Consider the following 21,588-nt stretch of genomic DNA (forward strand, 5'->3'; position numbering starts at 1 on the left):
GTCCGGCGGGGCGCTCTGGCGTGGGAGGGAGCAATGGCGGTTGGGGTTTTCGACAGCGGTCTCGGCGGGTTGACTGTCTACGAGGCGATCTCGCGCAAGCTGCCTGATCTGGCCCTCGTCTATTACGGCGACAACGCCAACGCGCCCTATGGGGTGCGCGACGCCGACGACATCTTCAACCTGACCTGCAAGGGCGTCGAGCGGCTGTGGAACGAGGGCTGCGACCTTGTCATCCTCGCCTGCAACACCGCCTCGGCCGCGGCGCTGAAGCGGATGCAGGAGACCTGGATCCCGAAGGACAAGCGCGTTCTGGGCGTCTTCGTGCCGATGATCGAGGCGCTGACCGAACGCAAGTGGGGCGATAACTCGCCGCCGCATGAGGTCGCGGTGAAGCATGTCGCGCTGTTCGCCACGCCCGCGACGGTGGCGAGCCGCGCTTTCCAGCGCGAGTTGGCGTTCCGCGCGATCGGTGTCGACGTCGAGGCCCAGCCCTGCGGCGGCGTGGTCGACGCGATCGAGACCGGCGACGAGATCCTCGCCGAGGCGCTGGTGAAATCGCATGTCGAGGCGCTGAAGCGGCGGATGCCGCATCCCGAGGCGGCGATCCTCGGCTGCACCCATTACCCGCTGATGCAAAAGACCTTCCAGGAGGCGCTCGGGCCGCAGGTGAAGGTCTATTCGCAGGCGAATCTGGTGGCCGACAGCCTCGAGGATTACCTTGAGCGCCGGCCGGAATTCCTGGGCAAGGGCACGGTGTCGAAGTTCCTGACCACCGGCGACCCCGCCTCGGTCTCGGTGCATGCGACGCAGTTCCTGCGCCACGAGATCCGGTTCGAGGCGGCCTGAGCCGCCCCGACGCTGTTCTGGCCGCGGGGCTCAGCCGAAACGGTTCGGCCCGCGCGTGCCGCGTTGCACCATGAAGACCAGCATCGCGATCGCATAGGCGAAGATCGCGATCCCGAAGATTGCGAGCAGCCCGAGCCCGGTGGTTTCCGAGGCGCCGGCCTGCGAAGTGATGGCGGCGAAGACGCCGATCGCCAGCCCGAGGCCGATCATCGCGAGGTAGAAGCCCCCGACCCACCAGCCGGACCGGTCGGTGTCATGCAGCCGCCGCACCGTCACCGCGAGCGAGGGCAGGAAGGTCGTGAGCCCGAACAGCCCCGAGATCGCCGCGCCATCATTGCCCATGGCGGCTTCGAGCACGCCGCCGACGGCGCTGCCGAGCGTGGTGAAGAGGGTGAACCACCAATATTCCGAACGGCTCGCCCGGCCCTTGAAGGTGATGTATTTCGTGAAGCAGACCTTGATCGCCTCGCCGAAGCTGCGGCGGGGCGCGCCCGGATAAAGCCCGTCCGGGCCGATCCCGGTCGCGCCTGTGCGCAGGCCCTGCGCCATGCGCTGCGTGCCAAAGCCGGTCGCGCCCGCGGGCAGCGGCGGCGGGGCGCCGAAGTCGAAATGTGCCGAGGCGGGGTCCCAGTTCGTCATCCCCTCGCTCCACACCAGCGTGTCGGCGCGCAGCCGGCCGGCGCGGATCAGATCGGCCATCGTCTCGGCGCTCACCGGCCCGTGGCTTTCCCCCTGCCAGGCGTAATGCCAGTCTTTCGTCATGCAATTCCCTTCCGGCCGTTCAAATTCTGCGTGGGTGGTAAACATCGCTTGCGCGGGACTTTAGGCTGAGGCAGGACAGGCCGACAAGTCGCGGAGATTGCCATGACCCAGAATATCGCCATCCTCGGCGCCTCGGGCTACACCGGTGCCGAACTCGCCCGGATCATCGCCACCCATCCCTCGATGCGCATCACCGCGCTCTCGGGCGACCGCAAGGCGGGGATGAGCATGGGCGAGGTCTTCCCGCATCTGCGCCACATGAACCTGCCCGATCTGGTGAAGATCGAGGAGATCGACTTCTCGACCATCGATCTGGCCTTCTGCGCGCTGCCGCATGCGACCAGCCAGGCGGTGATCAAGGAGCTGCCGCGCGATCTGAAGGTGGTCGACCTGTCCGCCGATTTCCGGCTGCGCGACCCGGCCGAATACGAGAAATGGTATGGCAAGCCGCATGCGGCGGTCGAGCTGCAGAAAGAGGCCGTCTATGGCCTGACCGAGTTCTACCGCGACGAGATCCGCACCGCGCGGCTCTGCGCCGGCACCGGCTGCAACGCGGCGGCCGGGCAATATGCGCTGCGCCCGCTGATCGAGGCGGGGGTGATCGACCTCGACGAGATCATCATCGACCTGAAGGCGGGCGTTTCGGGCGCTGGCCGCTCGCTCAAGGAAAACCTGCTGCATGCCGAGCTGTCGGGCGGCACCATGCCCTATTCGGCTGGCGGCAAGCACCGCCACTTGGGCGAGTTCGATCAGGAATTCTCGAAGATCGCCGGGCGCGACGTGCGGGTGCAGTTCACCCCCCATCTGATGCCCTTCAACCGCGGCATCCTCGCCACCGTCTATGTCCGCGGCGAGCCGCAGGCGATCTATGACGCGATGTCGCGCCGTTATGCCGATGAAGTGTTCCTCGAAGTGCTACCTTTTGGCACACTGCCTTCGACTCGATCCATCGCCGGCTCGAACTATGTTCATGTCGGTGTGGTCGGCGACCGCCTTCCCGGCCGCGCGCTGGTGATGGTGGCGCTCGACAACCTGTGCAAGGGCTCCTCGGGGCAGGCGATCCAGAACGCCAACCTGATGCTGGGGCTCGAGGAGACGGCTGGGCTGATGCTGGCCCCTGTGTTCCCTTGATCGAGGTCAAGGCGGCGCGGGGCGTTTGGTCCGAGAACGCGCCGACACGGCGAAGGAGACGCGGATGAAGAGCCTGAAGAAGAAGCGCCGGATCCAGGTGCTGGTGGTCGCGGCGCTGGCGCTGCTGATCTCGACGGCGATGATCGGTTACGCGATGCGCGACGGGATCAACTTCTTCCGCGCGCCCTCGCAGCTGGCCGAGAACCCGCCGAAACCGGGCGAGACCTTCCGCCTCGGCGGGCTGGTCGAGACCGGCACGCTCACCCGCGGCCAGGGCGAGACCGTCACCTTCAGCGTCACCGATGGCGGCGCCTCGGTGCCGGTGCGCTTCACCGGCGTGCTGCCCGACCTCTTCAAGGAGGGACAGGGGATGATCGGCACCGGCAAGATGGAGGACGGCACCTTCGTCGCCTCCGAGATTCTCGCCAAGCATGACGAGAACTACATGCCGAAGGAAGTGATCGAGGCGCTGAAGGAACAGGGCGTCTACGAGCCGCCGAAGCCCAATTCCTGATCCGCGCGCCCGCTTGCGGCGCCGTTAACCGGATCGCGACAGCATTCCCCGGGGGAGCCTCTGGGGAATGCGCATGAAATCAGTCACCGACATCGCCAAGGAAATCGTCGCCCGCGAGGGCGGCTATGTGAAGGACCCCGACGATCCCGGCGGGGCCACGAAATACGGCGTGACGCTTGCCACGATGCGCCGGCTCGGCATCGACCTCGACCGCGACGGTGTGGTCAGCGAGCGCGACGTGAAACTGCTGACCCCCGCGCAGGCGGTGCAGATCTATGTGCGCCATTACTTCGAAACGCCGCATCTTGGCGAGCTGCCCGAGGCGGTGCAGCCTTCAGTCTTCGACATGCAGGTGAACGCCGGCGACAATGCGGTGAAGATCCTGCAGCGGCTGCTGAACCGGATGGGGCAGGCGGTCGCGGTCGACGGGCAGGTCGGGCCGCAGACGATTGCCGCCGCGCGCCGCGCCGCCGCCCCCGATCCGGGGCTCTTCGCCGACGCCTACGGCATTGCCCGGCGCACCTATTATTACGACCTCGCCGCCGCCCGCCCGGCCTCGCGCAAATATGCGACGACCACGGCGGGCACCAAGGGCGGCTGGATACTGCGCGCCGAGGAGTTCATCTCGCCGCGCTTCCACCTGAGCCCGGCACAGCACAAGGCACGGGTGGCGGCATGGGGCTGATCGGGCGGATCCTTGGCGGGCCGGCCGCGACCACGGCTCTCGGCACCGCGGTGACGCATGTCGCCGAGGTGTTCACCGTCAACGCGACGAAGAAGATGGAGGCCGAGGCCGAGGCCTATCGCGCGGCCCTCGACGAGCACGGGGCCGAGTTCCGATATGCCAGGGCGGGCCTCTTCGACCGCATCGTGAACGGGCTGAACCGGCTGCCGCGGCCGATGCTGGCGCTCGGCACGCTCGGGCTCTTCGTCTATGCGATGCTCGATCCCGCCGGCTTCGCACAGCGCATGGTCGGGCTGAACTATGTGCCCGAGCCGCTGTGGTGGCTGCTGGGGGCGATCGTCAGCTTCTATTTCGGCGCGCGCGAGGCCTATTATCTGCGCCACCGCGCGACGCCCGCGCCCACTCCGGCCCCTGTCGAGGCGGACGAGAACCCGGCGCTCGCCGAGCTGATGGCGAAGGGGGCGGTGGCCGAGGTCCCGGCGGGCTGATCCTCAGAACGAGCGGGTGGGCCGGTCGAAGACCTTCCGGCCCATCAGCGAGCCGACCAGATCGACCATCAGCTTCGCGGTGCGGCCGCGCTCGTCGAGGAAGGGGTTCAGCTCGACGAGATCGAGCGAGGTGACGAGCTCCGATTCGTGCAACAGCTCCATCACCAGATGCGCCTCGCGGAAGGTGGCGCCGCCCGGCACCGTGGTGCCGACAGCAGGCGCGATCGCCGGGTCGAGGAAATCGACGTCGAGCGAGACATGCAGCAGCCCGTTCGCCGCCCGCACCCGGTCGAGGAATTCGTGCAAAGGCGCGCCGAAGCCGCGCTCGTCCAGGACCCGCATGTCGGCGATCTCGATCTCCTCGGGGATCAGCGCGGATTTCTCCGCCGGATCGACCGAGCGGATGCCGAGCATCGCGATCCGCTCGCCGGGCACCGGCGCGGGGAAGGGCGGGAACGGGGCAAAGCCCGGCCGGCCGGCGATATAGGCGACGGGCGTGCCGTGCAGATTGCCCGAAACCGTGCTTTCCGGGGTGTGGAAATCGGTATGCGCGTCAAGCCAGAGCACGAAGAGCGGCCGGCCTGCCTTCTTCGCATGGGCGGCCATGCCGGCGACCGAGCCGAGCGACAGCGAATGATCGCCGCCGAGAAAGACCGGCATCCCCTCGGCCGCCGCAGCCTCGCCCGCGCGCGCGAGCGCCTCGGTCCAGGCAAGGGTCTCGGCCAGATGATGCACGGCCGGGTTCGGATGGGGCAGGGGCGCGCAGGGGGCAATCGCCACGTCGCCGCGGTCGATCACCTTGTGGCCAAGCTCCTCGATCGCCGTGGCGATGCCGGCGACGCGATAGGCCGCCGGGCCCATCAGGGCGCCGGCGCGTTTCTGTCCGCTGTCCACGGGCGCGCCGATCAGGATGCAGGTCTGGGCCATGGCTGTCTCCTTTTTCCCCGATGATGGGGCCTTGCGCGGGAAAGGAAAGGGGCGCTGCCCCTACGGGCAATTCACCCCGGGATATTTGCGGCAATTGGAAGCCGGGAGAAGCCCCTGTCTTCCAATTGCCGCAAATATCCCGGGGGGTGAGGCCGCAGGCCGAGGGGGGCAGCGCCCCCCTGCGCGCTCAGTCGCGGATGCCGGCGAAGCGGTTTTGCCAGTCCTCGCGTTCCTCGTCGGCAATCTTGCGGAACAGCACCTCGGGGGTAGTGAAGGCATGGCCCGCCGGCAGCACCTCGAGCGCGGCGCGGATGTCTTCGGGCCAGCTGCGGTCCTCGGTCTGCATCGCGGCCAGCATCGTGGCGGCGGCATCGGGGATGAAGGGCTCGGACAGCACCGCATAGAGCCGCACCAGGTTCAGCGCGAGCCGGGTCTGCGCCGCGGCCTGCGCCGGATCGGTCTTGAACACCGTCCAGGGGGCGGCCGCCTGCAGGTATTCGTTGCCCGCGACCCAGATCGCGCGCAGCTCGGTCGCGGCCTTGCGGACTTCCTTTTCGTCCATCAGCCGTTCGTACTCGCGCACGCGGGTGGCGAGCTCGGCGATCAGCGCGATCTCGCGCTCGCCCCAGAGCCCGCCCTCGGGCAGCGCCTCGCCGAATTTCGAGCGGCAGAACTTGGTGATGCGGCTGACGAAATTGCCCAGAACGTCGGCGAGATCCTTGTTCACCGAGACCTGGAAATTCTCCCAGGTGAATTCGGCGTCGGCGCTTTCGGGCGCATGGCTCAGCAGCCACCAGCGCCAGTAGTCGGGCGGCAGCAGGCCGAGCGCCTGGTCCATGAACACGCCGCGCCCGCGCGAGGTCGAGAACTGGCCGCCGTCATAGTTCAGGTAGTTGAACGACTTGATGTAATCGACAAGCTTCCAGGGCTCGCCCGAGCCGAGGATGGTCGAGGGGAAGGAGAGCGTGTGGAAGGGCACGTTGTCCTTGCCCATGAACTGGGTATAGGTCACGTCCTCGGCGCCCTTGTCGGTGCGCCACCAGCGCGCCCAGTCCCCGCCGGTCTTGTCCGCCCATTCCTGGGTCGCGGCGATGTATTCGATCGGCGCGTCGAACCAGACGTAGAAGACCTTGCCCTCCATGCCCTGCCACGGCGCGCCCTCGAACTGCGCCGGCACGCCCCAGGCGAGGTCGCGGGTGATGCCGCGGTCCTGCAGCCCGTCGCCGTCGAAGAGCCATTTCTTCGCGATCGAGGTGGTCAGCACCGGCCAGTCGGTCTTGCTGTCGATCCAGGCCGCCAGCTTGTCCTTCATCTCGGACTGGCGCAGGAACAGGTGCTTCGTCTCGCGCATCTCGAGATCGGTCGAGCCCGAGATCACCGAGCGCGGGTTGATCAGGTCGACCGGGTCGAGCTGCTTGGTGCAATTGTCGCACTGGTCGCCGCGCGCCGAGGTATAGCCGCAGTTCGGGCAGGTGCCCTCGATGTAGCGGTCGGGCAGGAAGCGGCCGTCGGCGACCGAATACATCTGCTTTTCGGTCACTTCGCGGATCAGCCCATGCTCGGCCAGGACCTTGGCGAAATGCTGGGTCAGCACCCGGTTCTGCGCCGAGGACGACCGGCCGAAGTGGTCGAAGCTCAGCCGGAAGCCGGCGGCGATCTCGGCCTGAACCTCGTGCATCTCGGTGCAATAGACATCGACCGGCTTGCCGGCCTTCGCCGCGGCCAGCTCGGCCGGCGTGCCGTGCTCGTCGGTCGCGCAGATGAACATCACCTCGTGGCCGCGTGCGCGCAGATAGCGGGCGTAGAGGTCCGCCGGCAGCTGCGAGCCCACGAGATTGCCGAGGTGCTTGATGCCGTTGATGTAGGGAATCGCCGAGGTGATGAGGTGACGCGCCATGATCCCGCCCTTGCTCCGGTTTTGCGGCGGTTTAACGCGGTTGTGCGGGCAAGGCCAGAGACTTTGGCCAGACCGGGGCGGGGTGGGGCCTGTCATGCCACGGTCATCTTGCGGATGTAGGCGCCGCCCCGAACGGAAGGAACGGGAATGGCCAGCATCGAGACCTCGCACCTGCGGCTTGCCTTCGGGGCGACACATGCCGTCGACGGCATCACCATGGAGGTGCCCTCGGGCGCCTTCTTCGCGCTGCTCGGCCCCTCGGGCTGCGGCAAGACCACGTTGCTGCGCCTGATCGCCGGGCTCGAGCGGCCCGATGCCGGCGCCATCCGCATCGCGGGCGAGCAGGTGGCGGGGCCCGGGCGCTTCATCGAGCCGGGCGCGCGCGGGCTTGGCATGGTGTTTCAGTCCTACGCCCTTTGGCCGCAGATGACGGTGGCGGGCAACGTGGCCTTCGGGCTGAACCGGCTGCCCGCGGCCGAGCGTGCGCGCCGGGTCGAGGAGGCGCTTTCTACCGTGGGCCTTGCCCATGCCGCCGGGCGGCGTCCGCATGAGCTGTCGGGCGGGCAGCGGCAGCGCGTGGCGCTTGCCCGCAGCCTTGCCGCGCGGCCGGCGCTCATCCTGCTCGACGAGCCGCTGGCCAACCTCGATGCGCATCTGCGCCAGTCGATGCTGGCCGAGTTCCGCCGCATCCACCGCGCCTCGGGCACCACCTTCGTCTTCGTCACCCATGACCAGAACGAGGCGATGGCGATCGCGAGCCTTGTGGGCGTGATGGACCGCGGCCGGATGGAGCAGATCGCCCCGCCCGAGGTGCTGTTCGACCGCCCGGCGACGCCGATGGTGGCGCGCTTCGTCGGCAATGGCCGGACGCTGCCGGTGACGGCACTCGCGGCGCAGGGCGGGCGGGTGAAGCTGCGGCTGGGATCGCGGCTTCTGTCGCTGCCCGGCGATGCGCCGCCCGGCCCGGCCTGGCTGTGCCTGCGCCCGCGCGATCTGTCGCTTGCGGCCGGCACGGCGGATCTGTCGGCGCGGGTGATCGACCAGCGCTTCGAGGGCGGCGAATATGTGCTTGCCTGCCTGCCCGAGGGGCTTGATCTGCCCGAACCGCTCGAGCTGCGCAGCCGTGCGGCGGTGGCGCCGGGCACGCTCGTCGGGTTGCAGCTGCGCGGCGGCTGGGTCCTGCCGCGCGAGGAGCTGGCGCCCGAAACCGCGTCCGCCGAGCCGGCCTTCGCCTGATGCCGTCTCTCATCGCGATCTCGGGCTTCGATGCGAAGGGGCCCGCCTGTTTCCTGCTTGAACTTTCCGGCCGGCGGTTCCTGCTCGACCTCGGCACCGGGCCCGATGCCGGGCGGATGCCTGATCTGGCGGGGGTGGGGCGCGTCGATGCGGTGCTGATCTCGCACGGCCACCCCGACCACATCGGGGCGCTGTCCCTGCTTGGTCAGATCGGCCTGCCGCCGGTCTTTGCCACCGCGCCGGTCACGGCGCTGTCGCCGGCGGTCGCGGCGGCTGCGGGCGGGTTGTTGCCGGTGCGGGGCGCGGTGCTGGGCGTGCCCATCGAGACCGGCCCCTCGGGCCATGCGCCGGGGGCGGTGTGGATGCGGATCGGCGGCGAAGACGGGCTTCTTTATACCGGCGATCTGTCGGTCGAGGGCAGCCTCTGGCCCTGCGCGACGCCGCCCACGGCCCGCGCCGCGGTGCTGGATGCAAGCTATGGCGCGGCGGACGAGGCCTTGCCCGATCAGCGCGCGGCAGTGCTGGCGCTTGCCGCCGAGGGGCCGCTTCTGCTGCCCGCCCCGGCCGCGGGCCGTGGGCTCGAGATGGCGCGGGTCTTCCTCGAGGCCGGGCACGAGGTCTTCCTCTGCCCCGCGCATCGGCGTGTTGCCGCGGTGATGCAGGCCTTTCCGGGCTGGCTCGCGCCGGGTGGTGCGGCGGCGCTCGCGCAGCTTTTGGCGGCGACCCGCCCGCTTGGCCCCGAGGCGCCCGCGTGTGGCGTGATGATCGCCGCCGGGCCGAATGCCGAGGGCGGTGTGGCGGCACGGCTTGCCGCGCGCTTTGCCCAGACCGGCGAGTCGCAAATCGTCTTCACCGGGCATCTGGGCGTCGCGACCCCGGCCGAGGTGCTGACCCGCGCTGGCCGGGCCGCGTTCCTGCGCTGGAACGTGCACCCGCCGCTTGCCACCACCCGCGCGCTTCTCGACGCCATCGCCCCCGCGCAGGCGATGGCGGCCTTCACCCCGGCCGCGGGCCGGCGCGCGCTGGCCGCCGCGCTGCCTGCTGCCCCCCTTGCCGAAACTGCGGAGCTGCACTGGTGATCCTGCCCTTCGACGCCCCCTTCCTGTTCCTGCGCCATGGCGAGACCGCGGCGAATGCCGCCGACCTCATTGCCGGCGCAATGGACCTGCCGCTGACCCCCACCGGCCGGGCGCAGGCACGCGCCGCGGCGCAGACCCTTGCGGCGCTGCCCGCGGCCGAGCGACCGGCGACGATCTGGTGCTCGCCGCTCGCCCGGGCCCGCGAGACGGCGGCGCCGGTCGCTGCCCGTCTTGGCCTGCCGGTGCGGCTTCATGCCGGGCTTTCCGAGCGGAACTGGGGCATCTGGGAGGGCGCGCCACGCGCCACGCTGCGCCGCGACGAGACCCCGGCGGGCGGCGAGGGGCCGCTCGATTTCCGTGCCCGGATCCGCGCCGCGCTCGTTGGGCTCGATGGCCGCACTCCGGTGCTGATCGTCGCGCATTCGGGCGTGGCGCGCGAACTCCATGCGCTGATCGGCGCGGGCGCCTTCCGCCGGCCGCTGAACGGCGAGGTCTCGCGCTGGTCGCCCGCCCCCGACGGGCGCTGGCACGAAAGACCGCTCGCCGACACGGAACTGTAAAGGCGCTGTCACCCCGCTGTCGTATCGCGGCGCTAGCCCACGCCCAGTTTCAAAGATCAGGGATACCCAACCATGACGCTCCTGCGCCGCCTCGCCCTCGGGCTCCTCACCTCCACCGCGCTCGCCACCGGCGCGCTGGCCCAGGCCGGAGGCACGATCACCGTCTACACCTCGCAGCCGAGCGACCAGATGGCCGCCGTCGTCGAAGCCTTCAACAAGGACCACCCGGAGATCACCGTCGAGGTCTTCCGCACCGGCACGACCGAGCTGATGTCGAAGCTGCAGGCGGAGTTTGCCGCGGGCAGCAGCCCGGCCGACGTGATGCTGATCGCCGATGCCGTGGCGATGACCCAGCTGAAGAACGACGGCCGTCTTTACGCCTATGACAACGCGCCGCTGGCCGGCATTCCGGCGGCAGTCGTCGACCCCGACCACACCTTCTTCGGCACCAAGCTGATCACCACCGGCATCGTCTACAACACCACGCTGGTGAAACAGGCGCCGACCTCCTGGGCCGACCTCGAGAAACCCGAGATCGCGGCGCAGACGATCATGCCGAGCCCGCTCTATTCCGGCGCGGCGGTGATCCATGTCGGCACCATGGTGCAGCAGCCCGAATTCGGCTGGCCCTATTACGAGACGCTGGCGAAGAACGGCGCGGTCGCGGGCCAGGGCAACGGCACCGTGCTCGAGGCCGTGGCCCGCGGCGAGAAGGCCTATGGCATCATCATCGAATACATGGCGATGAACGCCAAGGCGAAGGGCTCGCCCGTCGATTTCGTCTTCCCGAAGGAAGGCGTCTCGTCGATCACCCAGCCGGTCGCGATCCTGAAGGACAGCGACAACATCGAGGCGGCGAAGGTTTTCGTCGACTGGGAACTCGGCCGTGCGGCGCAGGAACAGTCGGCCGCGCAGGGCTATTTCCCGATCCTCGAGGGCGTGGCCCAGCCCGCGGGCTATCCCGACCCCGCCTCGCTGAAGATCCTGTCGGCCGATCCGGCGAAGATGCTCGCCGCCGACAAGGAAACGAAAGAGACCTTCTCGGATCTCTTCGGTGGCTGATCTGACGGCCTCTGCTGCGCGCGCAGGTTTGCGCGCGCGCCTTCCGGGCGGTGACGGTCTCGTCATCGCCCTGATTGCCCTTTACGTCCTGGGTCTTGGCCTGTGGCCGCTGGCGCGGCTGCTGCTCGAGGCCTTCGGGCCCGACGACGCCGGCCGCCCCCTTGGCCTGATCCGCGAGGCGCTTTTCAGCCGCGCGGCAAGGGCGGCGCTGGCGAACACGCTCGCCGCCTCGGCCGGATCGGTCGTCGTTTCCGTTACGCTCGGCACCGCGCTGGCGCTGGCGCTCGGGCTGATGCGGCTGCCGGGGCGGGTGGCGATGACCTTCCTCGCGCTCGCGCCGATGCTGATCCCGTCGCAGATCATGGCGCTCGCCTGGATCGAGCTTTTCGGGTCGTCCTCGCCGATCCTTGCGCCGCTGGGCCTTGCCCCCGGGGCGGGCGCGCGCAATCCGCTTTATTCGGGCGCCGGCGTCGCCTGGCTGATGGGGATCGAGCACATGCCGCTCGTCTTTCTCGCCGTGCGCGCGGCGCTGGGCGCGGTGCCCTCGGATCTGGTCGAGGCGGCGCGGATCGCGGGCGCGGGCCCGATGCGCATCGTCGCGCGGGTGATCGCGCCGCTCTGCCTGCCGCAGATCCTGGCCGGCGCGATCCTCGCCTTCGCGGCGGCGGTCGGCAATTTCGGCGTGCCCGCACTTCTGGGCATCCCGGGCCGCTTCCCGATGCTGACGACGCTGATCTATCAGCGGCTGAATGGCTTCGGCCCGCAGGTGCTCGGTCAGGTCGCGGTGCTGGCGCTGATGCTGATCGGGCTGGCCGGGCTGGCGCTTCTGGCCCGCAGCGCGCTGATCCGCCGCCTCTCGGTGCCGGTGGCCGCGGGGCGGCCCTTCGCGGGCTTTGATCCGGGGCGCGGGCGCGGGGGGGCGCTGGCGGCGCTCTGGGCCGTGCTCGGGGTGCTGCTGATCGCGCCGATCGCGGCGCTTCTCGGCACGGCGCTGGTGCCGGCGCTTGGTATGCGGCTGACGGCCGAGACGGTGACGCTCGCGAATGTCACGCAGACCCTCGCCGATCCGGTGATCCGCCGCGCCTTTGCGAATTCGCTGGGCCTGTCGCTGAGTGCGGCGGCGCTCTCGGCGCTGGTGGCGCTGCCCTTCGCCTGGTTCGCGCAGGTCGCCCGCGAGTCGCTTCTGCGCCGGCTCGACACGCTCGCCGACGCGCCCTTCGTGGTGCCTGGAACGGTGCTGGCGCTGGCGATGATCCTCGTCTTCCTGCCGCCGCTGCCGGGGCTGGGCGTCTCGGTCTACGGCACGCCGGTGATCCTGCTTTTCGCCTATCTCGCGCGCTTCCTGCCGCTGGTGTTGCGTCCGGTGGGGGGCGTCGCGCAGGCGATGGAGCCCGCGCTCGACGAGGCGGCGCGGATCGCCGGCGCCCCCGCGCTGCGCCGCATCGCGCGGATCTTCACGCCGCTTGCGGCGCCGGCCGCCGCTGCGGGGGCGGTGCTGGTGGTGATGACCGCTTTCAACGAGCTCACGCTCTCGGCACTGTTGTGGTCGGCCGGGACCGAGACCGTGGGGGTGATGATCTTCGCGCTGCAACAGCAGGGCAACTCGACCGGGGCGGCGGCGCTCTCGGTGCTGTCGCTCGCTCTGGTGCTGGCGCTGGCACTTCTGACCGACCGCATCGCGCGCCGCTCGGCCCCCTGGGTGCTGCCCTGGCGCGGCGGCGTCTGAGCTCGGCCGCCGCCGGCCACGCCCCGGCGGCGCGTCTTTCCGCCTTGTCATTCCGCTGCGGAATGCCGCGCCGAATGCGCTGATCGCGCCGGTGCCGCGGAGCGAACCGAGTGCGCTGTGCGTCCGATATGGCCGCTTTCGAGGCCAGCGCGCGGCGGACTCGGCGGAAATGGCCGGAAATCCGGAAAACCCCTTTCTTTTAAAGCCGGCAAAGAATCGTTCTTTGCCGGCGAAATCGCGCCCAAAGATTGGGCGCTTCGCGGAGCGCGTTCCGCCGCAATGCTCCTGTGGCCCGCCGTCGCACTGTGCAGCCCGCTGGGATTCAATGGAAATCCGAATGTTCATTCTGAAACGGAATGAGCTTTTGCGCATCGCTTGATTGTCTGCGATGCCGCTTCGTCGCCGATCTGAAGACGAGCCCGCGGCCCTGCCGCCCCGGGTGCCAGCAGAAGAACCGTCTCATCAGGGAGTGCCCCCGTGATCCACCCGTTCAAGACCCTCGCCGCGCTTGGCCTTGCCGCCGTGCTCGGCCTTGCCGCCCCCCTCGCCGCAACCGCCGGCTCGCCCGAAGAGGGCTGGGCGGGCGTGCAGGCCGCGGGCAAGCTGCGCTGCGGCGCCGCCGTCTTCCCGCCCTATGTGATGCGCGACCCGGTCACCGGCGAATACAGCGGCTTCTTCGCCGATCTGTGCCGCGAGTTCGGCGAGGAAGTGCTGAACGTGCCGGTCGAATTCGTCGACACCACCTGGGACAACATCGTCGCCGGGCTGCAGGCCGGCAAATGGGACCTGTCGCTCGCGCTGAACCGCACGCCGACCCGCGCACTCGCCATAGCCTTCTCGGACCCGGCCGTGCCCTACGAGATCACGCTCCTTTACAACAAGGACAACCCGAAGATCCCGGCGGGGGCGAAGAGCCTGGCCGATCTCGACAAGGAAGACGTCACCATCGCCGTCGTCTCGGGCACCGCGATGGACAAGTCGATCTCGCCGCTGGTGAAGACCGCGAAGATCGTGCGCCTTCCGTCCTCGGACGAGGCGCGCCTGGCGGTGATGTCGCGCCGCGCCGATGTGCTGGCCGACCCGTCCGACACCAACCGGCTGTTCATCGCCGCGAACAAGGACTGGGCCGTCGATCTGGCGCCCGAACCCGCCATCGCCAAGCAGGGCATCGGCTTCGGCCTGAACGCCGGCTTCCCGGCCAAGGACATCGACGCGCTGAACATCTTCATCGAGGAGAAGGTCGCCACCGGCCACGTCGAGGCGCTGGTCGAGAAATCGGTGCAGGAGGTTCTGGCCGAGGGCCAGTGAGCCCCACCCAAAACCGGCGGGCGGGGGCAGACCTCCGCCCGCCCCTCTGCACGAAGGCACGGACGATGGCTCAGGACAAGCTCCTCAAAATTCACAACCTGCACAAATCCTATGGTGATCTGGAAATCTTCAAGGGCCTGACGCTCTCGATGGACCGCGGCGACCGGCTGGTCATCATCGGTCCCTCGGGCGGCGGCAAGTCGACGCTTCTGCGCATCGTCATGGGGCTCGAGGACATCGTCGGCGGCGACATCTATATGGACGGCAAGCCCTATATCCTGCGCGACGGGGCAAAGACGAAGATCGACCGCAAGTTGCAGGCGCGCGTCGGCATGGTGTTCCAGCACTACACGCTGTTCCCGCATCTCGACATCCTGCGCAACCTGACCCTTGCCCCGGTGAAGACCCGCGGCATGTCGCGCGCCGAGGCCGAGGAAAAGGCGATGGGGCTGCTGACCCGCTTCGGGCTGGATGCGAAGGCCCACGCCTATCCCTCGCAGCTGTCGGGCGGGCAGAAGCAGCGCGTCGCGATCGCCCGTGCGCTGATGCTCGATCCCGATCTGCTGCTGTTCGACGAGGTGACCTCGGCGCTCGACCCGGAACTCGTGGCCGAGGTCGAGGCGGTGATGATGGAGCTGGCCGAGGCCGGCATGCCGATGATGATCGTCACCCATGACATGCATTTCGCCCGCAACATCGCCAGCCGCGTGGTCTTTGCCGCCGGCGGCGTGGTGGTCGAGGACGGCCCGCCCGAACAGGTGCTCGACGCCCCGCAGGTCGCCCGCACCCGCGAATTCGTCGAGCGCGTCTTCGCGAAGAAGAGGTGAGGGCGCGATGAGCTACGATCTGCAGTTCTTCTACGTCTGGCAGAACCTCGACAAGCTCGGGCAGGGGCTTGTGGTCTCGCTCGAGCTCACGGGGCTTGCGAACCTGATCGGGCTGACGCTGGGCTTTGGCGTCGCGCTGCTTCTGCGCGCCAAAAGCGCGCTGCTGCGCGCGCCCGCCGCGGCGATGGTCGAGGTCTTTCGCTGCACCCCGGTGCTGGTGCAGGTGGTGTGGTTCTTCTACTGCGTGCCGATCCTGTTCAACCTGTTCATCGACCCGATGGTGATGGGGGTACTGGCGCTTGGGGTGAACCTTGCCGCCTTCAACGCCGAGGGCTATCGCGCCGCGATCCAGTCCGTCCCGCGCGAGCAATATGATGCCTGCGCGGCGCTTGGCCTGACCGGCTGGACCCGGATCCGGCACGTGATCCTGCCGCATGCCCTGCGCGCCGCGCTGCCGGTGCTGATGACGAATGGCATCACCATCTTCCAGCAAAGCGCGCTGGTCGCGCTCGTGGCGATTCCGGACCTGATGTATGCGGGCAAGATGCTCGCCACCGAGACCTATCGCCCGATCGAGACCTATACCGTCGTCGCCGCGATCTATTTCGCGATCTCGGCGCCGGTCTCGCTGATCGTGCAGCGCATCGAGGCGCGGTTCGACCGCGTCCAGGCCTGAGGAGGCATTGCGATGATGCATTTCGACCCCATGGTCCCGTTCAAGTACTGGGACGCGCTGCTGATCGGGCTGTGGATGAGCCTGCGGCTGACGCTGATCTGCCTGGCCCTCGGCATCGCGCTCGGCTTCCTCACCTCGCAGGCGCGGCGGTCGCGGTTCATGCCGCTGCGGGCGCTCGCCACCTTCTATGTCGAGCTGTTCCGCGGCACGCCGGTGCTGATCCAGCTGTTCTGGATCTTCTACTGCCTGCCGCTGCTTCTGGGCTTCGAGCCGGGCAACTTCGCCTCGGCGGTGGTGGCGCTGACGCTTTATGCCGGGGCGATCACCTCGGAAACCTTCCGCGCCAGCCTGAAGTCGATCCCGCGCGAGCAATATGACACCTGCCGCGCGCTCGGCATCACCGGGATGAGCCTCGCGCTCTGGGTGGTGCTGCCGCAGGCGCTCCTGCGGGCGATCCCGACGCTTTTATCGAACGCGGTCGCACTCTTCAAGGAAAGTGCGCTGATCTCGGCGGTCGGCATGGCGGATCTGATGTTCATCGGCTCCTCGATCTCGAACCGCACCGGGCGCCCGGTCGAGATGCTGACGGCGATCGCGGTGATCTATTTCGCCGTGGCCTTCCCGCTGACCCGCATCGTCGGCCGCGTCGAGGCGCGGATCCTGCGTCGCCTTGCTGTCTGAGCGGCAGAAAATGCTTGTCTCGGCGCGGGGGGCGGGCGAAAGCAGGCGCGATCTGCTCGGAGCCCTGCTGATGAAAACCCCGCGCCGTTTTCTGCCGTCGCTGTCGCTGCTGCAGGCCTTCGAGGCCGCGGCCCGGCTGCAGTCGATCACCGGCGCCGCGCAGGAGCTGTCGCTGACGCAAAGCGCCGTGTCGCGGCAGATCCGGGCGCTCGAGGAACAGCTCGGCACCTGCCTGTTCCACCGCGAGAAGCAGACGATCCGGCTGACGCTGGGCGGGGCCTCCTATGCGCGCGAGGTGCGCGAGGCATTGCAGAAGATCTCGCAGGCCTCGATGAACCTGCGTGCGAACCCGCATGGCGGCACGCTGTCGCTGGCCATCCTGCCCACCTTCGGCACGCGCTGGCTGGCGCCGCGGCTGCCGGGGTTTCTGGCGGCGAACCCGGGCATCACCATCAACCTCGTGACCCGGCTGACGCAGTTCGACTTCCGCAACGAGGCGGTCGATGCCGCGATCCATTTCGGCCGCACCGACTGGCCGGGCGCCGATTGCGTCTATCTGATGGGCGAGGACGTGGTGCCGGCCTGCGCGCCGGAGGTGCTGGAACGCTATCGCTTCGGCACGGCGGCCGATCTGCGCACGGCGCCGCTTCTGCACCTGACCTCGCGCCCCGACGCGTGGGAGCGGTATTTCCTGCGCCATGACGTCGATGCGCAGAACGTGCATGGGATGCTCTTCGACCAGTTCGCCACGGCGGCGCAGGCGGCCGCGGCGGGGCTGGGCGTGGCGCTGCTGCCAACCTTCCTCATCGACGACGAGATCGCGGCGGGGCGGCTGGTGCGCGCGCTCGATGCGCCGATGCGCTCGGAAGAGGCCTATTACCTGTGCTGGCCGCACGATCAGGACAGCTACGAGCCGCTGCAGGTGTTCTGCAAATGGCTGACGGCCGAGACCCGCGCCTTCGAGGCGGCGCGGGCCGCTGCGGCGGGCTGATCAGCCCGCCATCCGGTCATGGGCGAGGATCGCCGCGGCCAGATCCTCGAGCCCCGAGCCCACCCCCTTGAACAGCGTGATCTCGCGCTCTGATCGGCGTGGGAACAGGTTCTCGCGGCACAGGGTGTCGAGCGTGCCCTCGATGTCGCCAAGGCCGATCGCGCCCGAGGCGAGCGGCTGCGCGATGTCGCCGCTTTCCACCCGCGCGTGATCGGTATCGAGGAAGATCCGCGCGCGGCGCATCACCGCATCGTCGGCCTCGCGCATCTCGGGGGTGAAGGAGCCGATCAGGTCGATGTGCTGACCCGGGCGCAGCCAGTCGCCGCGGATCAGCGGCGCGCGGGCGAGCGTGGCGCAGGAGATCACATCGGCGCGCCCGACGGCGGCGGCCAGATCGGTGACCGCCTGTGCCGCGATGCCGTCTGCGCGCAGCTCGGCCGCCAGTGCCTCGGCCGAGGCCGCGGTGCGGTTCCAGACCTCGACCGTCTCGATCGGCAGCGCGGCGCGATAGGCCTGCGCGAGGTTCGCGCCGACCCGGCCGGCGCCGACGATCAGCTGGCGGCGGCTGTCGGGCCGGGCAAGGCGTTTCGCGGCCAGCGCCGAGGCCGCCGCGGTGCGTCGCGCCGTCAGCTCGCCGCCATCGAGGATCAGCGCATGCGCGCCGGTGCGCCGGTCGAACAGGATATAGCTCGAGGCGATCGCCGGCAGGCCGAGCGCGGCATTGCCCGGGTGCACGTTGACGATCTTCACCCCGCCCCAGCCCTCCGCCTGCCACGCGGGCATCAGCAGCAGCACGTCTTCAGGGCCGCCGGGGGTGGTCATCAGGTGCTGGTGGCGCAGCGGCACCTCTCCCCCGGCGCGAAAGCCGGCGTCGAGGGCCTCGATCAGCGCGTCGAAGGGCAGCGCGGCGCGGGTTTCCGCAAGGCTCAGGATCTTCACGGGCGTTCTCCTATGCGGCCTCGAGCCAGCGCGCGCGGGCCGAGACGTCGCGCAGCGCCGGGGTTTCGCCGGTGAGGTGCTGGGCCAGAATCTCGCCCGCACCAAGGCTCATGGTCCAGCCGAGCTGGCCGTGTCCGGCATTGATCCAGAGGTTGGCAAAGTGCTTCACCTTGCCCAGGAAGGGCGGGCCCGCGGGGGTGGTCGGGCGCAGGCCGGTCCAGAATTCGGGCGTGTCAAGGTCGACCGCCGCGCCGAAGCTGCGCCGCACATAGTCATCGAGCAGCTTCACCCGCGCGGCCGGCAGGCTGCGGTCGCGCCCGGCGAATTCGGCAATTGCCGTCACCCGCAGCCGGTCGCCGTAATTGGCGACGGCCAGCAGCTCGGTCTCGTCGACGAAGGGCAGGCGCGGCACGCCGGCGGGGTCGGTGATCCGCCAGGTGCCGGAATAGCCCTTCACCGGATAGATCGCCGGCGCAAAGCCGAGCGGGCGGGTCAGATCAGGGGTCTCGCCCCCGGTTGCCAGCACGACCGCGCCGCAGGGCACCGGGCCGGCCGAGGTCTCGACCGCGACGATCTTGCCGTTGCGGCGGGTGAAGCCGGTGACGGCAGTGTCATAGCGGATCTCGATGCGGCCCGTGTCGGCCAGCCAGGCGGCGGTGCGGCGGGTGAAGAGGTGACAGTCGCCGACCGAGTCGATGTGGCTGAGCAGCCCGCCCGCCAGACGGTCGCGCATCGCCGCAAGCCCCGGCTCGCGCGCGATCAGCGCCGCGGGATCCAGCGCCTCGATCTCGCCGCCGGTGCCGACCTTGGCGGCATAGCTGCGAAACTGCGCGGCATCCTGAAACAGGTAGAGCGCGCCTTCGTGCGCGGTGGCGACGGGCAGGCCCATCTCGGTCTCGGCCGCCTTCAGCATGTCGCGGCTGAACCGCGCCAGCCGCCGCTCGCGGTCGCTGTTCACCGCATTGGCGGAGGCGGTGCAGTGGCGCAGGAAGTCGATCCCCCACCGCCACAGCGCCGGGTCGAGCAACCGGCTCACCCGCACCGCCGGTTCGCGACCGAGCAGCGCCCGGCCAAGCGCCGGGATCGCCGCGGGCTCGGCCCAGGCCTTGGCATGGCCCACCGCCATCATCCCGGCATTCCCGCGCGAGCACAGCTCGGCCGCGCCCGGCAACCGCTCGATCAACGTGACGCGCCGCCCGCGTTTCGCCAGGGCACGCGCCGTCATCGTGCCGATGACCCCCGCACCGATCACCACCACCCGGTCGTCTTGCATTTGTCTCTCCTTACGGGGTCTCGCGCAGGTCGCAGACCCACAGAACGATTGCCGGCTCCGCCTCCAGCGAGACCAGCGCATGCCCCATCGCACTGTCGAAGGCGAAGCTGTCGCCGGGGGCGAGGTCGACGGGGGCGTAATGTTCGGTGAAGACGCGCACGCGGCCGCTTTGCACCACCACCTGTTCCTGACCGGGGTGGGCCTGCAGCGTCTCGAATGCGTCCAGGCTGCGGGCGCGGATCTCGGCGCGGAAGACGAGGTAGGGCTTGCGGATCACGTCGTCGCACAGCAGTTCGAGCCGGTAATGCGGCGTCTCGATCACCCGCCCCTCGCCCGCCCGGGTCAGCGAGCGCCAGCCCGCGAGCCGCTTCATCGTGCCATAGCTCAGCAGCTCCTCGATGCCGGTGCCGAGGCCGCGGCAGATCTTCGCAATCACCTCGAAGGTCGGCGAGAGCTGGCCGCTTTCGATACGCGACAGCGTCGCCGCCGAGACCCCGCTTCCGGTCGCAAGCGCGGTCAGGGTCAGCGCCCGGTCAAGCCGCAGCGCCTTCAGACTGGCGCCGAGCGACACCGCCGGCGTGGCGGCGGGGGCGGTTTCGGCGCTGTCACGGATTTCGGTCTTCCACATGGCGGGCCCTTTCATTGTCCCGAGCATGTGCAAGAATTTTGCGGATACGCAAACTATTTCCGGAAGCGCATGGACCGGAATCCGCTCGGCCAGCGGGGTCTGCCCAAGGATTGGGCGCTCAGCCGCCCGGGGCGGCGGTGACGCGGCTGCCCTCGGCAATGCGCGCACCGGGGAAGGCGATCACCTGCGCCCCCTCGGCCAGCCCTCCGGTGATCTCGGCGGTAAGGTCGGTCTGATGCCCGATCGTCACGGCCCGCAGCCTTGCGCGCCCGTTCTCGACCACGAAAACCGCCCAGCCGGCGCCGTCGCGGAACAGCGCGCCGATCGGCACCTGCAGCACTGCGGGCGCCTGCCAGATCACCACCCGCACATAGACGCGATACTGATCGCCGAGCCCCGGCCGCGCCTCGGGCGGGGTGAGCAGGTCGAGCTTGAGATGCACCCGCTGCTCCTCGATGCCGAGGGCCGAGACCTTGGTGAAGGCGGCGGGCTCGATCTGGCGCACCCGCGCGGCCAGTGTCTCGGGCCCGCCCCAACGCTCGACATGGGCGCTTGCCCCCGACACCACCCGCACCGCGTCCGAGGAGAGGAGGTCCAGCTCGATCTCGAGATCGCCCAGATCGCCCAGCGTCATCAGCACATCGCCCGCCTGCACTGGCCGCGCGCTTTCGTTCGCAAGCTCGAGCACGGCGCCGCTCGTCGGGGCGCGGATCTCGATGCAGCAGGCGCTGCCCGCGCCATCCTCGCCCGGGCCGAGAAGCGCGGCCTGGGTGCGCGCCAGCGTCGCCTGTTGCAGGTCGACCGAGGATTGCGCCGCCTCAAGCGCGCTGCGGGCGACGGCGCGGGTGGTCGTCGCCTCCTCGAGCAGGTGCTGCGACACCCGGCCAAGCGCAGCCAGCGCCTCGTTGCGGGCATAATCGCTTTCCGCCTGCTCGAGATCGGCGCGGGCCTGCGCGAGCCGCGCGCGGGCAAGGGCAAGCGCCGCCTGTGCCTCGGCCACCGCCGCCTCGGCCCCGGCCCGCGCGCGGGCATCGAGGAAGGCGGGTTCGAGCGGCTGGATCTGTGCGACGACGGTCTCGCCCGCCCGCACCGCATCGCCCACGGCGACCGGCGCGCGCAAGACCGTGCCGGCAAGCGGCGCCGTCACCTCGTAGCGGTCGCGCACCCGCGTCACCCCCTCGGCCGAGACGGTGACCTCCATCGGCGCGCGGGTGACACGGGCCAGATCGACGGTGACCGGCTCGGGCCAGAACGCCCAGACCAGCGCGGCGAGGGCAAGCAGACCGCTTGTGGCCCAGGTGAGGGACCGCGGGGCGAGGAAATGGCGGGCGGGGCGGCGGGGAGCGGTCATG

The 21,588-nt window shown here is 69.6% G+C and carries 22 protein-coding genes; 15 read left to right on the plus strand and 7 right to left on the minus strand.

Annotation, left to right across the window (positions count from 1 at the left end; translation table 11 throughout):
* The first annotated feature begins 33 nt into the window (after positions 1–33).
* Entirely contained in the window at positions 34–846 is an 813-nt protein-coding gene (gene murI, locus EOW65_RS04920; protein ID WP_128147879.1) for a glutamate racemase, read from the plus strand.
* A gap of 30 nt (positions 847–876) precedes the next feature.
* On the opposite strand, the gene EOW65_RS04925 is transcribed toward murI, so the two are convergent.
* Positions 877–1,608, minus strand: coding sequence for a DUF805 domain-containing protein (locus tag EOW65_RS04925; RefSeq protein WP_164879994.1), 732 nt, complete (start codon positions 1,606–1,608; stop codon positions 877–879).
* A gap of 102 nt (positions 1,609–1,710) precedes the next feature.
* On the opposite strand from EOW65_RS04925, the gene argC reads away from it, so the two are divergent.
* The 4 genes from argC (at position 1,711) to EOW65_RS04945 (ending at position 4,426) form a co-directional block, all read left to right on the plus strand.
* A complete protein-coding gene (gene argC, locus EOW65_RS04930) occupies positions 1,711–2,739 on the plus strand; it encodes an N-acetyl-gamma-glutamyl-phosphate reductase (RefSeq protein WP_128147881.1) in 1,029 nt (342 codons plus the stop codon).
* A 64-nt stretch (positions 2,740–2,803) separates the two neighbouring features.
* Positions 2,804–3,253 (plus strand): cytochrome c maturation protein CcmE, encoded by a 450-nt coding sequence (gene ccmE, locus EOW65_RS04935; RefSeq protein WP_128147882.1) that lies wholly within the window; start codon positions 2,804–2,806, stop codon positions 3,251–3,253.
* 73 nt (positions 3,254–3,326) lie between these two features.
* Positions 3,327–3,938 carry a holin-associated N-acetylmuramidase gene (locus EOW65_RS04940; protein WP_128147883.1) on the plus strand — a complete coding sequence of 204 codons (612 nt, stop codon included), beginning with the start codon at positions 3,327–3,329 and terminating at the stop codon, positions 3,936–3,938.
* Positions 3,929–4,426: a holin family protein gene (locus tag EOW65_RS04945; RefSeq protein WP_128147884.1), complete on the plus strand. Its 498-nt coding sequence runs from the start codon at positions 3,929–3,931 to the stop codon at positions 4,424–4,426. Before EOW65_RS04940 ends, EOW65_RS04945 begins: the two co-directional genes overlap by 10 nt.
* A gap of 3 nt (positions 4,427–4,429) precedes the next feature.
* Here the strand turns inward: EOW65_RS04945 and rocF are convergent, their stop codons facing one another.
* A complete protein-coding gene (rocF, locus tag EOW65_RS04950) occupies positions 4,430–5,353 on the minus strand; it encodes an arginase (RefSeq protein ID WP_128147885.1) in 924 nt (307 codons plus the stop codon).
* Between the two features lie 187 nt (positions 5,354–5,540).
* Positions 5,541–7,250 (minus strand): methionine--tRNA ligase, encoded by a 1,710-nt coding sequence (metG, locus tag EOW65_RS04955; protein ID WP_128147886.1) that lies wholly within the window; start codon positions 7,248–7,250, stop codon positions 5,541–5,543.
* A 147-nt stretch (positions 7,251–7,397) separates the two neighbouring features.
* Here metG and EOW65_RS04960 point away from each other — a divergent pair, with 147 nt between their 5' ends.
* The 10 genes from EOW65_RS04960 (at position 7,398) to EOW65_RS05005 (ending at position 17,396) form a co-directional block, all read left to right on the plus strand.
* Positions 7,398–8,486 (plus strand): ABC transporter ATP-binding protein, encoded by a 1,089-nt coding sequence (locus EOW65_RS04960; protein ID WP_128147887.1) that lies wholly within the window; start codon positions 7,398–7,400, stop codon positions 8,484–8,486.
* Positions 8,486–9,565, plus strand: coding sequence for an MBL fold metallo-hydrolase (locus tag EOW65_RS04965; protein ID WP_128147888.1), 1,080 nt, complete (start codon positions 8,486–8,488; stop codon positions 9,563–9,565). Before EOW65_RS04960 ends, EOW65_RS04965 begins: the two co-directional genes overlap by 1 nt.
* Positions 9,562–10,125 carry a histidine phosphatase family protein gene (locus EOW65_RS20105; protein ID WP_206364017.1) on the plus strand — a complete coding sequence of 188 codons (564 nt, stop codon included), beginning with the start codon at positions 9,562–9,564 and terminating at the stop codon, positions 10,123–10,125. Before EOW65_RS04965 ends, EOW65_RS20105 begins: the two co-directional genes overlap by 4 nt.
* A gap of 72 nt (positions 10,126–10,197) precedes the next feature.
* The gene (locus tag EOW65_RS04975; RefSeq protein WP_128147889.1) at positions 10,198–11,187 is read left to right on the plus strand and encodes an ABC transporter substrate-binding protein; all 990 of its coding nucleotides are present in this window, start codon (positions 10,198–10,200) and stop codon (positions 11,185–11,187) included.
* Positions 11,180–12,913, plus strand: a complete 1,734-nt coding sequence (locus tag EOW65_RS04980) for an ABC transporter permease (RefSeq protein ID WP_128147890.1) — start codon at positions 11,180–11,182, stop codon at positions 12,911–12,913. Before EOW65_RS04975 ends, EOW65_RS04980 begins: the two co-directional genes overlap by 8 nt.
* Before the next feature lie 477 nt (positions 12,914–13,390).
* Positions 13,391–14,221, plus strand: a complete 831-nt coding sequence (locus EOW65_RS04985; RefSeq protein ID WP_128147891.1) for a substrate-binding periplasmic protein — start codon at positions 13,391–13,393, stop codon at positions 14,219–14,221.
* Positions 14,222–14,286: 65 nt separating this feature from the next.
* Positions 14,287–15,048: an amino acid ABC transporter ATP-binding protein gene (locus tag EOW65_RS04990; protein WP_128147892.1), complete on the plus strand. Its 762-nt coding sequence runs from the start codon at positions 14,287–14,289 to the stop codon at positions 15,046–15,048.
* 7 nt (positions 15,049–15,055) lie between these two features.
* Positions 15,056–15,724, plus strand: coding sequence for an amino acid ABC transporter permease (locus tag EOW65_RS04995; protein WP_121530150.1), 669 nt, complete (start codon positions 15,056–15,058; stop codon positions 15,722–15,724).
* 12 nt (positions 15,725–15,736) lie between these two features.
* Positions 15,737–16,405, plus strand: a complete 669-nt coding sequence (locus EOW65_RS05000) for an amino acid ABC transporter permease (RefSeq protein ID WP_121530151.1) — start codon at positions 15,737–15,739, stop codon at positions 16,403–16,405.
* A 70-nt stretch (positions 16,406–16,475) separates the two neighbouring features.
* A complete protein-coding gene (locus EOW65_RS05005) occupies positions 16,476–17,396 on the plus strand; it encodes a LysR family transcriptional regulator (RefSeq protein ID WP_121530457.1) in 921 nt (306 codons plus the stop codon).
* Here EOW65_RS05005 and EOW65_RS05010 read toward each other — a convergent pair whose 3' ends face one another.
* From EOW65_RS05010 to EOW65_RS05025, 4 genes are all read right to left on the minus strand, one after another.
* A complete protein-coding gene (locus EOW65_RS05010; RefSeq protein ID WP_128147893.1) occupies positions 17,397–18,335 on the minus strand; it encodes an ornithine cyclodeaminase family protein in 939 nt (312 codons plus the stop codon).
* A gap of 10 nt (positions 18,336–18,345) precedes the next feature.
* Positions 18,346–19,608, minus strand: coding sequence for an FAD-dependent oxidoreductase (locus EOW65_RS05015; protein ID WP_164879995.1), 1,263 nt, complete (start codon positions 19,606–19,608; stop codon positions 18,346–18,348).
* A 10-nt stretch (positions 19,609–19,618) separates the two neighbouring features.
* Positions 19,619–20,236 (minus strand): helix-turn-helix domain-containing protein, encoded by a 618-nt coding sequence (locus EOW65_RS20355; protein WP_164879996.1) that lies wholly within the window; start codon positions 20,234–20,236, stop codon positions 19,619–19,621.
* Positions 20,237–20,354: 118 nt separating this feature from the next.
* Entirely contained in the window at positions 20,355–21,587 is a 1,233-nt protein-coding gene (locus EOW65_RS05025; RefSeq protein WP_128147896.1) for an efflux RND transporter periplasmic adaptor subunit, read from the minus strand.
* Between the last annotated feature and the right edge of the window lies 1 nt (position 21,588).

Source organism: Paenirhodobacter ferrireducens, assembly GCF_004022265.1.
GTDB lineage: Bacteria > Pseudomonadota > Alphaproteobacteria > Rhodobacterales > Rhodobacteraceae > Rhodobacter > Rhodobacter ferrireducens.